Annotated in this window: 3 protein-coding genes and 5 pseudogenes; 2 read left to right on the top strand and 6 right to left on the bottom strand. The window is 61.0% G+C overall.

Translation table 11 applies throughout. From position 1 onward, the window contains the following. Positions 1-129: 129 nt before the first annotated feature. The 4 genes and pseudogenes from trxA to ACVJGD_RS00025 form a co-directional block, all read right to left on the bottom strand. On the bottom strand, positions 130-450 hold the full coding sequence (gene trxA, locus ACVJGD_RS00040) for a thioredoxin (protein WP_456632511.1): 321 nt from the start codon (positions 448-450) through the stop codon (positions 130-132). A 232-nt stretch (positions 451-682) separates the two neighbouring features. Next, complete coding sequence (locus ACVJGD_RS00035; protein WP_456632510.1) at positions 683-5,968, bottom strand: shikimate kinase; 5,286 nt, start codon at positions 5,966-5,968, stop codon at positions 683-685. A 920-nt stretch (positions 5,969-6,888) separates the two neighbouring features. Beyond that, positions 6,889-7,982 (bottom strand): annotated as a pseudogene (locus tag ACVJGD_RS00030) (IS3 family transposase); the annotation flags it as partial. Positions 7,983-8,584: 602 nt separating this feature from the next. After that, positions 8,585-8,788, bottom strand: a pseudogene (locus tag ACVJGD_RS00025) (transposase); the annotation flags it as partial. 72 nt (positions 8,789-8,860) lie between these two features. On the opposite strand from ACVJGD_RS00025, the pseudogene ACVJGD_RS00020 reads away from it, so the two are divergent. Further along, positions 8,861-9,623, top strand: a pseudogene (locus ACVJGD_RS00020) (IS6 family transposase). A gap of 1,029 nt (positions 9,624-10,652) precedes the next feature. Here ACVJGD_RS00020 and ACVJGD_RS00015 read toward each other — a convergent pair. Further along, the gene (locus ACVJGD_RS00015) at positions 10,653-11,129 is read right to left on the bottom strand and encodes a hypothetical protein (protein ID WP_456632509.1); all 477 of its coding nucleotides are present in this window, start codon (positions 11,127-11,129) and stop codon (positions 10,653-10,655) included. 842 nt (positions 11,130-11,971) lie between these two features. Next, positions 11,972-12,424: pseudogene (locus ACVJGD_RS00010) on the bottom strand (IS5 family transposase); the annotation flags it as partial. 1,333 nt (positions 12,425-13,757) lie between these two features. On the opposite strand from ACVJGD_RS00010, the pseudogene ACVJGD_RS00005 reads away from it, so the two are divergent. Further along, positions 13,758-14,773 (top strand): annotated as a pseudogene (locus tag ACVJGD_RS00005) (hypothetical protein); the annotation flags it as partial.

Genomic DNA, 14,773 nt, shown 5'->3' with positions numbered 1-14,773 from the left:
ACGGCAAGGATCGCATGACCTGTCGCGAACTCACGCATCGCTCCAGATATCGCGATGGGCAGCGGACCCTACCGCTTTACGGGGCGAATCTACGGTTTTTTCATTGCGGTACAGATTGAGCGATATCGATCAGGCAGCGTTCGAAATCCAGTTCAAAAGAGCTGTCTTCAGTTTGGCGCCGACCGAGAAATCGGCCACTTCGCCGCCCTTGAAGATCGCGAGCGTCGAAATGGAGCGCACGCCCAATTGGGCGGCGAGTTCCGGGTTTTCATCGATGTTGAGCTTGGCGACCTTGATCTTGCCTTCCATCTCGACGGAGATTTCCTCGAGGCTCGGAGCAATCATCTTGCAGGCATCGCACCATTCGGCCCAGAAATCGACGACGACGGGTGCTGCGGATTCCAGAACTTCCGACTGGAAGTTATTGATATCGACTTTCACGGTAGCCATGGCTGCTCCTTTGACCGAAGAAGATGTTGAACCACATGTAACGGCTCGCGACCCGGCACCGGCAGTTCGTTTTTGTGCGGCGAATCCTCCTGTGTCATCCAGGCCGGATCAACTCGGCCATCAGGCTTCTCACGACTTTACGCATGCGATTCCCACTTTCATTAGCATTCGGCGCGAACCCGCACCCTGCACCAAGCCTGCGAAAGAACCCTTGATTGTTGCCGCCTAAAGCTTATCGTCCTCGACTTGAGCTTTCTCTGCTTCTCGTGGAAGACGCTAAATCCGCTCGTGCGTTACTGCCGGCCAGCAAAGGCTGCTGGTCGGCGGTGAGGGCGTCGAGGGGCAGCGGCCGTTCCCCTTCACTCAATGGTGCCGCCGGCGCCTGGATGGTTTCCACGACGGCGCCGGAAGCACCTGAGACATGTGTTATCTCGGCAGCGGGCAGAGCGGCTTCTCTGTCGCTGCACAGCAAAGTGTAGAGTTCCTTCTCGCAAATGCGGGCGTCCTTCTTTTCTTTTTGAAAGGGCGGGACGATGGGCAACCTGATATCGGCCTTTTGGTAGAACGGACTGCGCTCTTCGTACAGCTGGTCAACCTTCTGCTCGATGTCGACACCTTGCAGCAGCGGCCGGCTGGTGTCCCCCTTCAGGCGCCGGCGGAGCTCTTTCAGGTCGGTGTCGAGCCAGATCGACCTCGCCTTATTAAGGATCAGGGCTTGATTGGACTCCTTGCTAAAGCAGCCGCCGCCGGTTGCGATGACGATGGGCCCTCTCTCCAGCTGCTTGGCGAGCTCTTTGGATTCCAGGTCCCTGAAGTGCGCCTCGCCCCGGCCAGGGTCGGCGAACATCTCCATCAGATTGCCGTGCTCGGCGACGATACGCTGATCGATGTCGACAAACTCCACCCCCAACTCCTTGGCAAGCTGGGCGCCGATGCGCGACTTGCCGCTCGCCGGCATGCCGACGAGCACGACCGGCCGCGTACCGAGGGCCGCGAGGATCTCGCCGGCTTGTGGCGAGCGAGCGACGGCAATCTGTTGTCTTGCGACGGTGGTCGACCTGGAGGTCCCTGCCGCTCTCGACCTGCTTTCTCCTGACGAGCCCCAGTGCAATATCTCCCAGGCGCCACGGGGAATGGGGACCTGCTCGCCTTCGCTCTGCGCGGCCCGGTAACTGGCCGGCGTATGGAACTCGACCTCGAAGCGATAGTTCTGCGCGGTTCTGAACGTCGTGTGAACGCCGCGTAACCTCGGCGTGTCCATCCTGATGAACCAGTTGGTGGTCTCGACCTCGCTGCAGTCCCTCTCCTCGAAGGCCAGTACCGCCTTCCTGAAGGTGCGCGTAAAAGCCTCGTCCGGGATCTCGAAGACATGGCGCACGGCATTGGTGACCCGTTGGGCCGCCTGCGCCGCACTCACGCTCTGGCCGGTCAACTCGTCGGCTACCTGCCCGAGCGACCGTTGGTCAAGATGCGGCACTTTCACCTGGATGCCGTCCTGCTGCAAAAGCTCGGCAACCGCATGCACAGTTTCTGTAATCGCGCTTTCTTGCGTGGCGCGCTCCAGGGCCTGTTCGCTGCTCAGCGTTATCCTGCTGGCGGGGTCGTCGTCGGCCGAGATTGCTAAGGCGTTGGGCAGGATGCGCTTTTCGACGGCGAGTCTGATCGAGGCCTCCATGACCGAGGCTGCCAGCGTGGGGTTGTCCTTCAGATCCGCCAGGCTGCCATCGACGTCGAACCGGCCCTGGTGGAGCTTTGCCGCCTGCCCCTTGACATAGGGCGCCGGCTTGAAGCCCGGCCTCCGCTCCAAGAGCCGCTGCAATTGGTTGGCTTTCTGCGTGAACACCCGCGTACCGGTATCGGACTTGTAGGCGTCCGTGCCGACCTTGATGCCGACGCTCAACAGATTGATGGCGCTTTCACGCAGATCGTCCGGGTTGTAGCCGTCGGGCCGCGGATCGATGCGGGGCTGGTATTGGTTGAGCAGGAAGTCGATACGCTTCCTGGCGTCAGCGGCTGCCGGATAGGATTCGCTGAGTTTCGGGAAGAGCGCGCCAGCGTCGGCGCTGACGGCAGGCTTCACGCCGGTTGAGGCCACGGATCGCGCTAACTGCTGCTTGACGTCCGACTGCTCATGAGCCGGCTCGCTATTGAGCTGCAGGTTCCAGTCCTGGAGCTCGGCCACTAGCAAGGCGGCCAGTTCGCAGGCCACCGGATGCCTGGCGGCCTTACTGTCTTCCCTCGCCCTGGCGATGAGCTCATGGAGGGTCTCGCCATCCGGGCGATCTTCCTGCAACAGTGCGAGGATGTCGGCCTTGAGCTCAGGATGAATGCCCTCGTAGGTGCCGAAGATGGCACGCTCGGCAAACCAGCGTTGCGCCTCCAGCGGCTGCGCTAGCATGTTGCGCTGCAGGCAGCTGTAGGTCTCCAGCACCAGCCCGGAGGCCGACAGGATTTGCTTGGACCGGCTGAATTGGTAGCCGCCTTTCTCAATGGCCGGCGTGTGCGACTTCGGCGGCTTCATCGAGGCGATGCCGCGCGCCTGCAGCTGCGCGTCGAACTGGCTCACATGCTCGTAAAGGCGAGGTCGGTCGCCGATGATGATGACGGCGTCGCCGTCAAAATCGCCGTCGAGCTTTTTTTGTTCGGCGCTCGGAACCGCAACCAAAGAGCCGGGCGCGAACACCTCCGTCGCCTGCAGGATGCCGACGCACTCGAGCGCGGTGTCGGCCTTGACCCGGTCCTTTTCCTTCAGCCAGCGCGAATGGCACTTTACGTCCTCGGCAGACATCACCACCCCGCGTTCGGCGAAGTCCGCCGGCCACATTTCGTCGGGCACAACGATCAAGATGCCTTTGGCAAAGAAGGTCGGATCGTCGGCGGCAAGCCCAGCCCCCGACCTGTGTGCGACGTTGAAGCTGTATTGGAAGGCCACGCACTGATCCAGGAACGCCGCGGTCCGATCGCCATCGCGCGCCGACCTGACCCGGTCGGCGGCGATCGGGCGCAGGTTGGGCTTGTCAAAGGGGGAGCGTCCGACAAGCACGCCAGCGTCACGGGTCAAGGTCTTGCTCTTGCCCGTCGGCACATGCAGGTATTGGTCGCTGGACGGCACGGCGATAGCGCCCGAACCCCCGATATGCCCGCCCGTGACCGTCCGGAATAGCTCCTCGGCGGTGAGGCTTTGATGGGTTTCGAGCCAAGCCAGAGCCTTCTCGCGGGTCTCCTGTTCCACCTCGACGCTGCGCGGATAATGCTGCAGCGCCGAGGACGGTAGCGCCGATTGCCTTTTATCGGCAAAGGCCTGCATCCGCTTGGGAGCGTCATGGCGAGCCCGGGCAATGGCCGGCATGCGCTCGGCCAATGAGGCCCTGATGAAGCCGCAGCCGTCATGCGGCCGCAAGGCGATCCCGCCGTCTCGCCCCTCGAACCGGAAGGGATGCACTGTGCCTGCGGGACGGTCGGGCAGAAGGGACAGCTTGAAGCATCCTTCCAGCGCATAATCATGCGGACCAATGTCGGGAATGCTCGGCGGCGACGCAAATCCGCGGCGCTGGGTATAGTAATAGGCTTCCTTGAACGGCGCCCAGGCCCGCGACAGCTGCTCAAAGGCCGTCCCCGGAGCCGTCTCGGCATAGGGGATCGCCAAAAGCTTGCCGCTTGGGACCTCTTCGGCCGCGAAGGGCAGCTGAGAGGCAAGCTGGTTCAGGCTCTTTTCCGGCGGCCTCAGTTTGCTGCCGCCGAACAGGTCCATGCGGTAGGGCACGCCCTCCACGGTGAGCGTACGTGTCAGCATGGCGCCAGTCGGAGCTCCCTTTAGCTGAACCACCACCACCTTCACCGCGCCCGAGGTCAAGCGGTGGAAAATGGAATAGCGCAACTCGGCTTCGCCGCCCAGCGGCCGGCCTTGCATGTCAACCACCGGCAGCCGCATCAGTCCGGCATCGCCTTGCGCCGGTCTCGGCTCGTGGTCCATGGCCTGAAGGACCCGATGGACATCGAAGCTGGCGGCTGCATGCTGGGCCTGGATCATCGATGCGTTCTGCGCCATGAAGGCGTCGAGCGCTTCGAGCGGCTCCTTCGCCTCGATCTCGGCGATCACGTTCCAGCTCTTGTAGGAAAGGTCGGCGTAGATGAGGGCGCGGACACTGTCCAGGATCTGCCTGGTCTTGCCGTGCAGCTCTTGCTGCCTGGCCTGCAAGGCGAGCTCGTCGCCGTCGACATAGGGTCGCCGGTAGAGCGTCTCCAGCACCGCCCGGCTCTTGAGCACCTGATAGATCGAAAGCGCCGGGAAGCGGCTTGCATTGGCGCCGCTGGTGCGCTCGGCCTGGCCTGGCTTGAGATAGGCATCGATCTTGTGTTCCACCACCGGCTGGATGGCGTTGAGCAGGTTCAGCGCCGACCTGCGGTGCCAGCGCAACACTGGCTTCGGGCTGCGAGCCAGTGGCAGCAGGGAGGCGCAAAGATTGCCCATAGTCTCGAGGTTGTTGTCGCGCTTAAACTCGGGAGCGGCACGTAACACCTCGAGCCTGTCCAGCCCCGGCTGTGCCAGCGCACCGAGATCGTCCAACAACTGCGCCTTGCCCAACGCCTTGAATATACTCGCGATGGCATGGACATCGGCCTGCTGCAGCCGATCCTCGGCATATTGGAGGTGGTGCGCCAGCCGATGCAGCCGGTCCTTCAGCAAGGCCGGTTCGGCGACCTCCCCGGCGGTCTCTCCCTCCTCGATACTCCGCGACAGACCGTTGGCGACCCTGACTAGCGCGGGCGTGCTGAAAGTGCTGAAGCGACGGCCCTTGGAACCGAGCTCGCCGGCGATGGCAACGATCGCCTTGCGTGCTTTTTCTTCTTCCGGCCACTTGCCGAAACCGTTCACCAGATTGGCCAATTCTTGATCCGAGAATCCGTCGAGATTGCCGGCGCGGGCAACCACCGCGCCGGCAATGGCAACCGTCGCTTCACGCGTCTTCTGCTGGTCCGGCCATCTGCTGAAACCGTTCACAAGGTTCGCCAGTCCCTGTGAAGTAAAATCAGGAAGTTGGTCGGCGCGTGCGACGATCTCCTTGGCGATCGCTTCTGTGGCTAGGCCACAACTCTCCTCGTCTGGACATTTACTGAAGCCGTTGACCAGCAACGCCAAATTTTGATTTTGCAGTTCCTGAAACGCAAAGCTTTCATCGCAACAAAATTCGGCGATGCTGACGATTGCCGCGCAGCATTCCGCCGCCGAGGGATGCCGACCGAACGATGATGCGAAGAGAGAAAGGGCGCTGGGATTCATTTGCTTCATAAGCGTCTTGTCAAGACGCGACACCCGAACCGCCAAGGCGCGGCTAGCTTGTATGCCGGCCTCGCCTCCGGCTTCCCGGCTCACCGCGTTGCATGTCGTGGCGTACCCCCATGACGAGCGGATATTCTCTTCCAACTGCACAACAAATCGAGCGTCGAAACGGGCAGCCGCGGTTTGCAGAAACTCTGAAAGATCCTGCCTCCGCAGCTGATTGCTGTAACGCACCACCGCACGTGAGAATATTCCGATGTCGCGAGCGCTAGCGATTTCTCTTAGCGCAGCGTTTAGTTCATCCGATCGTCTAGGATGCCTTTCCGGCATTGCACCTTGGACGTTCTGCATGGTTGCATGGTCGATGTGCGCCCTTCCTGGTCCGCCACTCAAGCCAGAGCCGGATTGGCTATACGGGGCCAGCCCGCCTGTTTGCGAGCGTTCGGCCGCTCGATCAGCGCGCCAGAACTCCTCGCCACGCAAGGGGCCTGCGTCTCGACTTGGTCCCCCACTGTCTCGTCTATAAGGTCGCTGCAGGCCTCGGCCTTGGACCGCCTGGGTGGGCACATCATGGACGTGCCCACCTTCTGGTCCGCTCGCTGGGTGCGACAGGAGCGAGCGTCCTCGTGAGCTTTCAGCCTCTGGATCGTCGCGCCGCGCTTCCCCCTCAGATCGCGACACGCCGGATTCCGGCAAGGAGCGGAAACGACGACGGTTCTCACCGATTGCGCCTTGCAGCGCAGCCGCGAGGCGTCGATGTGGGCCGGCGAGAGGACCGGCAAACCGGCCTGCACTTCCGCGCGGCGGGACGCGAGAATATGCAGCATCTGAATCCTGAGGCTCAGAACGTATCCGCTCCACAACAGAATTGAACGATCGGCCCTCTTCACCCGGACCAGAAGCCCGCCCAGTACTAGACCCCTCAGCGCCTCGACTGAAGTGGACCCTATGCTGAGGACCACTGGGTCCGGTTTCTTAAGTGGAACTGCTGCCGTTCGTTCTTGCCAATAACTTTACGCTACTCTTGCTTGCTGCTGTTGTGGCTGTGGGGATGTGGGCAACGCGCAGCGTTGTCCAAGCTTCTCGCTTGCGAGAAGCGTCATATCCACAGCCTCTTCGCCGAATGCGCCGGTGACACCGGCCCGCCAGACCGCCATCGGCGCGCGGTTTTCCAGCGCCTGATGAGGGCGCTGGAAATTGTAAAACTCGATCCATCGGGCGATTCCGGCTTTGGCCTCGTGGCCATCCGAATAACCCTTGAGATAGATGTCCTCGTATTTGAGCGAGCGCCACAGCCGCTCGATGAACACGTTGTCCATCCAGCGCCCGCGACCGTCCATCGAGATCCTGACGCCGGTGGCGGCCAGCGTGCCGGTGAAGGTGGCGCTGGTGAACTGGCTGCCCTGGTCGGTATTGAAGATCTCAGGCCGGCCGAAGCGTGCCAAGGCCTCTTCGAGCGCAGACACGCAGAACGATGTGTCCATCGTGTTCGACAGGCGCCAGGCCAGCACCGCACGGCTCGCCCAATCGATGATCGCCACCAGATACAGAAAGCCCTGGCCGATCGGCACATAGGTGATATCGGCCGCCCACACTTGATTCGGCCGGTCGATCGCCAGATGGCGCAGGAGATACGGGAAGATCTTGTGTCCCGGCGCCGGCTTTGTGGTTCTGGGCTTTGGTCCCAGCGCTGCGATGCCCATCTTGCGCATCAACCGCTGCACACGCTTGCGATTGATGCGACAGCCTTCGCCATTGAGCATTGCCGTCAGCCGCCGCGAGCCCAGGAACGGCCAGGCCGTGAACAGCTGGTCGATCCGCCGCATCAGCTCAAGGTCGTTGTCATTGGCCGGCCGCGGCGGCCGATATACGCTCGATCGCGCAACGCTCAGCAGTTGGCATTGCCGGCGGATCGACAGACTCTCATGATCGCGCTGAAGCAATCCTCGGCGATCCGGCGCGCTCATCTTCCGGACCTCCTGGCTAAGAAATCTCGCTCGACCGTCAATTGTCCGATCTTGGCGTGGAGCTTCTCGACCTCCAGTTCGTGGGCCGCCTCGCCATCCCGACCAGCGCCCGCGTCGAACGCCCGAACCGCTTGATCCTGAAGCTGCTTCTTCCAGGCGTAAATCTGGTTCACATGCACCTGGTAGCGCTGCGCCAGATCCGTCACCGTTGATTGTTCTCGCAGCGCCTCCAAGGCGATCTTTGCCTTCAGCGCCGCGTCGATTTTCCGTCTCGTCTTCTTCATGGTCCGCTCCGTTTATCAAAACGGAACGGCATCCGCACCACCTAAGCCGCTGGTCCAAAATCCGGGGTCCACTTCACGACCTTCGTTGGCGCCAAATTCTGAAATGGGCGATTTGCCGCGCTCGTCAATGGGCCTCATAATCCATCTCCAATGTAGCGGAAACTGTGCAGGCTGCCCTCACGAGCGCGATAGCACGCGCCGGCTCGGCCGCTTGTCCTGGTCTTATTTGACAGAGCTGATTGAATGGATCGGATCCGCAAACGGCGAGCACGCAGACTCTTCAATTGCGTGCCCTTACGAACGAGAGATCGATGGAGCGCATCAATCACCGAGCCAAAACCGCTTTCGAGAAACACACTTAAGAATCCCAAAGTGAGAAACGGGTGCTTCATTTGCCGATGGGCTTTCGCGGACGTTGTCTTCCGCCGCAATGTACAACCTGACGCGAGGGCCGATACAAGCCTCCTTCGATCTGTTGCTGTCTCGGTTGTTGTCGGTACAGAACGAGCCAGCGACGCGCGCGAGGTTTAGCTGGAACGAGAGCATGATGGCGCTGGGGCCATAATCCTCCTATTTACGCAGTTAGAGTCTGTCCGGGAAAATCAACTTGGATTGCATAGCTTTCGGAGCATGAGGCGAATGGAGGCGAGCTTGAGGAAGGCGAGCGCCTTGCGATTGAGACATTCCCAATCCTTGGCGAGCCTTCGGCAGCGGCCGAGCCAGGCGAAGGTTCGTTCAACGATCCAGCGTTTGGGCAGGACGACGAAGCGCTGGGGCTGATCGGAGCGCTTGACGATCTCGATGTTCACGCTCGTCAGAACGTTGCGAGGTACCGTCAAGTTAACGAATTGGAGCGGCCGAGGGGGTAGACGAGCGGCATGCCGACCGCCCGTGACCCTCTTTATCGCCGCCATCGCTTCCCACCGGAAGTGATCAGCTATGCCGTTTGGTTGTATTTCCGGTTTCCCTTAAGCTTGCGCATGGTCGAGGAAATGCTGGCGGCGCGTGGCATTGGCGTGACCTATGAAACCGTGCGCCAGTGGGGACGGAAATTCGGCAAGGCGTTCTCCGATCGGATCCGCCAGCGCGCTCCCGCTCGCGGCGACAAATGGCATCTGGACGAGGTCGTTATCTCGATCGCGGGCGAACAGCATTGGCTCTGGCGCGCTGTCGACCAGAATGGCTTCGTTCTCGACGTCTTGATCCAGCGCCGAAGAGACTCGCGCGCTGCGCAGCGGCTCATGAAGAGGCTCTTGAAATCCGCCGGCACGCCGCCGCGCGTGATGATCACGGACAAGCTCCGTTCGTACGGCGCTGCGAGGGCGAAGATGGGCTTGCACGTCGAACATCGCCAGCACAAAGCTCTCAACAATCGGGCCGAGAATTCTCATCAGCCGACGCGGCGACGCGAGCGGATCATGAAGCGTTTCAAATCGTCCCGTCAGGCTCAACGGTTTTTGGCAGTTCATGATCAGGTCGCGAACCTTTTCCACATCCCCTATCCCGGAGCCGTCACCGCCGACTTCCGTCGTGCTTCGCGCGAGCGAGCCTTCGCGACTTGGCGCGAGATCTCCACGACAAGCGCTATCGCCGAATCTCGAACCTTTGAGAATGGCCTCCTTCGGCTCGGCCGTCGATTAAGTTGACGATGCCCCATTACCGCCTGGTGGCATGCCGCATCTTCCGGCCATTTGCTGAAACCGTTCACCAGGTTCGCCAGCCCCTGGGGCTTAAAATTGGAGAGCTGGGAAGGCACCTCACCGGCGATGGCGACGGCGGCCTCGCGACAGCCCGCCGCGCCCGGCCATTTGCTGAAACCGTTCACCAGGTTCGCCAGCGCCTGGGGCTCAAAATTGGAGAGCTGGGAAGGCACCTCACCGGCGATGGCGACGGCGGCCTCGCGACAGCCCGCCGCGTCCGGCCATTTGCTGAAACCGTTCACCAGGCCCGCCAGCGCCTGGGGCTCAAAATTGGAGAGCTGGGAAGGCACCTCACCGGCGATGGCGACGGCCGCCTCGCGACAGCCCGCCGCGTCCGGCCATTTGCTGAAACCGTTCACCAGGCCCGCCAGCTGCTGGGGCTCAAAATTGGAGAGCTGGGAAGGCACCTTACCGGCGATCGCGACGGCGGCCTCGCGACAGCCCGCCGCGTCCGGCCATTTGCTGAAACCGTTCACCAGGCTCGCCAGCGCCTGCGCATCAAATTCGGACAGATGCCGGGCGTTACAGATCTCACCGGCGATCGCGGCTGTGGCTTTGCGAGCGTTCTCCTGCTCAGGCCACTTGCTGAAGCCGTTCACCAACAATGCCAGATTGTGACTGTTTAGCTGCTTGAGTACCCGGCTCTCGTCGCGACAAAATTTGGCGATTCTGATCGTTCCATTCTGGCATGCCGTCGATCCTCTGTGCCGGCCGAATGACGCAGCAAAGAGCGCAAACGCCCTGGGTTCGACTTTGCTCATGAGCGCATCATTCGACGATGCCACTTGAGCTGCGATAGCCTTGCAAGCTTGTATGCCTGCCTGACCTCCGGCTTCCCTACTCACCGCGTTGCATGTCGTGGCGTAGCCCCAGGATTTCCTGCTACGAACGGCATCCTCCCAATGTGGGACAAATTCACTTTCAAAATGAACCGCGGCCCTCTGCAGAAAGTTTGTCAGCCCCCGCAGCTTTAGCTGTTTTGCATGAGCGACGACAGCCATTGAGAATTCGCAAATATCGCGAGCGCGACAAGCGCGATCAATGGTGTCGAGCGCGTCATGAAGTCTTGCTTGGTCAAAGTCCACACCTGTATGTCGCCCCGACCTTGCACCCTGCAGACTGTATGCGCCAACCTCGTTGACGCGCGGCCCTTCTGGTCTTCCACTCGGTTGTGATACGGATTGCCTATTGGGTCGGAACGGACCTGTTTGCGGGCTTCTGGGCCCTTCATCGCCTCGCCGAAATTCGTCGCCAGTACGCCACAAACTCTCTTCGCGATATGGCGCGCGACGAAAAGGTCTGTACGGTTGTTGAGAACTGACGTGGCCGCTCTGCGCGGCGAGATCGTCGATGCGCGGCCTTCCCGATCCAGGCCCCGGGTCCGACACAAATTGTTCATGCGGACCGAGCATCTCTCTTCGCGAGCTTCCGGCTGCTCGATCGCCAAATTCGGCGTCAGAACGCGACGAGCTTTCTTCGCGACTTAGCGCGTCGCGATAGGATCTGTACGGGATCTCGGAGCTCGCACCGTGCGCGCGCTGCTTAGCCATATCGTCGACTGGGGCGCGAGCAGAGGAAGTCTCTAAATCTTGAGGCGCAGAGCCCATCCGCGCAAGAATAGAACTGAACGTTTGGCCGCATTCACCAGCAACGCCTGCTGTGTGAGGTCTAGCCGCACCTTCAGCGCCGTCGTCTGCAGATTGCAAGATGTGCTTCCCAAGTCCGCCGATGCCGGTCACACCGTACCTCCAATGCAGGCGCGAATGCGCCGGCTAGATCTTTGATCACAGACGTCCTCGAACGCACCTCTACTGGCATCGCAGGATTTCATCAGATGCTCGCGCTCAAACAAGAACAAACGCCCTTCGGTGACGCATCTCAATGTTCCAAGATCAATCGGCAGTCGCATTCGATACGCCTTTACCAACATGGAAAACTTGCCAAACTCTGTCGCCTCTTTAAGTCTTCAGGCGAGCAACCAATGGCTCCAGGTCCAAGAACAAGAAGCGATTTCACTTGAGGATAAGGCAAGAACCTCCCTTCGCCGACGGGATCACGAGAGCCTAGCGCTCCCAACGTCGCCGCAAGTAACCAGGCTCTTGCAAAGCGCGCTTAGATAAGTTGAGACATTGCACGCTTACTTCCGATCATGAATCTTTTGGAGAACGTCGTTTGGAGAACTGGAGAACGTCGTTTGCCTGCTTTCAGGTGGTACAACCTAACGCTACGTACGCTTCAAGCCCTTGGACGCGAAAGCGCGTCCGCGCGCATCTCAGAGTCTGTCCGGGATCATGATCTTTTTTGACAAAGCTTTCTCAGCATGATGCGGATTGAAGCGAGGCGCAAGAACGCCAAGGCGTTTCGGTTGAGGCACTCCCAATCCTTGGCCAAGCGGCGGCAGCGGTTGAACCAAGCGATGGTACGTTCGACGATCCATCGCTTGGGCAAGACCGCAAAGCCCTTTGCGATATCGGAGCGCTTGACGATCTCCACGTCGATTTGCCGGAGAATTTTGCGAACGGCGGACTGAAAGATCGGTCCTTGATAGCCGCCGTCGGCATAGAGCTTCAGCAGGAATGGATGCAGGCCAAACAGTGTGGCCATCACCAGCACCCCGCCGTCACGATCCTGGATGTCGGCCGAGTGCACGAGGGCGTGGAGCAGCAAGCCTTGGGTATCGACTAGGATGTGGCGCTTCTTGCCCTTGATCTTCTTTCCTGCATCGTAGCCATGCGGGTCAATCTACGCCATGCTGGAACAGCCCGCCATGGCGGCGATAAAGAGGGTCCCGGGCGGTCGGCATGCCGCTCGTCTATCCCCTTGGCCGCTCCAATTCGTTAACTTGACGGTACCCACTGTTCCCATCCCTGTCCCATCCCTGGATCCCTGGATGAAACGAGGGGCTCAGAGCAATAGGCGTGGAATATCGCTTCATAATGAACATCTATTTGTCCTGGTCGTAGGAGAGGAGCACAGCAGATTCGAATACAACGGATGGCCGATCGCTCTTCGAGCATTGGGAGTGTGATCGAAAAGGATTTGTTATCGTTTGTGCTCAAGCATCTGGCGAATTGACGATGGGTGTAGTGGCACGCTCAAGGCCGCCATTGTGCGAAGATCACAACCAGCGCATTCTCGCTTGTATTGGAGGCGCGTTATGACTCGCATCAGCGGACTTGGGAATCGCATTTGGCAATCTGCGGACGACAGCGCTGAAGGCGCGGCCAAGTCTCACACAGATGGCGTTTCTGGTGAGGGCGGTCAAACGAACAGTTCCGTCCTTGGGCGGATGGGCTCTGAGCCGCAAGATTTAGAGACTTGTTCTGCTCGCGTCCCTATCGACGATAAGGCTGCGCAGCGCGGGCATGGTGGAAGCTCCGAGATCCCGTATAGATCTTATCGTGGCGCACCAAGTCGGGCAGAAAGCTTGTCGCGTTCTGGCGGCGAGCACTGGCGGAGCGATCGAGCAGCCGGAAGCTCGCGAACAGAGGCGCTCCCGCCACATAGATATTCCGCGTCCGACCGAGCGGCTGGATCAGGAAGGCGGCCTGTCGACGATGTCGCCGCGCAGAGCGTCCATGGTGCAAGCTTAGAGCGCCCCTATAGCTCTTCGAGCTCACTTAATACGGCGCTAAAGGACATTGATCGGGCTCGCAACGTCTATGCATTCTCAGGTGCAGTGGTGAACTATGCCAGGCAGTTGCGGATGCCAGACAAGGCAACGTTCCTGCAAAAGGCCGCCGCTGATTTCCGATACAGATTTGTCGCGCGCTTGGAGGAAAATATCCGCGCTGGTGAATCATGGAGCTACGCCAAGACATGCAACGCGGTGAGCGGGGAGGCTGGTGGTCGGGAGGGCATGGAAGCTTGCAAGGCCTTAGCAGCTCGAGTATCGAGGCTCGACGACGCGCTTATGAACGAAGTCGAGGACCGAGCCCTTGCGCTCTTCGCCGTATCATTCGGTCGGCACTCCCGGGTGCCGGAATGCCGCAGCGGGGCGATCAGAATCGCGGAAGTTTGTTGCAATGAAAGCCGCGAACTTTGGAGGCAGACTAATCAAGGCCTGTCCTTACTGGTGAACGGCTTCAGCAAGTGGCCGGACGCGGCGGACTGTCGCAAGGCCGCCGTCGCGATCGCCGGTGAGGTTGCTCGCTGGCCCGGCAGGCTCTCTGATACTCCGCAGGGGCTGGCGAACCTGGTGAACGGTTTCAGCAAATGGCCGGACGCGGCGGGCTGTCGCGAGGCCGCCGTCGCCATCGCCGGTGAGGTGCCTTCCCAGCTCTCCAATTTTAAGCCCCAGGAACTGTCGAACCTGGTGAACGGTTTCAGCAAATGGCCGGACGCGGCGGGCTGTTGCGAGGCCGCCGTCGCCATCGCCGGTGAGGTGCCTTCCCAGCTCTCCAATTTTAAGCCCCAGGAACTGTCGAACCTGGTGAACGGTTTCAGCAAATGGCCGGACGCGGCGGGCTGTCGCGAGGCCGCCGTCGCCATCGCCGGTGAGGTGCCTTCCCAGCTCACCCGTTTTAAGCCCCAGGAACTGTCGAACCTGGTGAACGGTTTCAGCAAATGGCCGGACGCGGCGGGCTGTCGCGAGGCCGCCGTCGCCATCGCCGGTGAGGTGCCTTCCCAGCTCACCCGTTTTAAGCCCCAGGAGCTGTCGAACCTGGTGAACGGTTTCAGCAAATGGCCGGACGCGGCGGGCTGTCGCGAGGCCGCCGTCGCCATCGCCGGTGAGGTGCCTTCCCAGCTCACCCGTTTTAAGCCCCAGCAGCTGGCGAACCTGGTGAACGGTTTCAGCAAATGGCCGGACGCGGCGGGCTGTCGCGAGGCCGCCGTCGCCATCGCCGGTGAGGTGGTGCCTTCCCAGCTCACCCGTTTTGACCCGCAGGCGCTGGCGAACCTGGTGAACGGTTTCAGCAAATGGCCGGACGCGGCGGGCTGTCGCGAGGCCACCGTCGCCATCGCCGGTGAGGTGCCTTCCCAGCTCACCCGTTTTGACCCGCAGGCGCTGGCGAACCTGGTGAACGGTTTCAGCAAATGGCCGGACGCGGCGGGCTGTCGCGAGGCCGCCGTCGCCATCGCCGGCGAGGT

This window comes from Bradyrhizobium sp. USDA 10063 (assembly GCF_054063735.1).
Note: the sequence above shows the minus strand (reverse complement) of the source record. Positions and strands in the feature narration are given on the sequence as shown.

What these genes read in the sequence shown, in the direction of transcription:
- trxA (WP_456632511.1), bottom strand. Translation starts at nt 450, where the DNA reads ATGGCTACCGTGAAAGTCGATATCAATAACTTCCAGTCGGAAGTTCTG.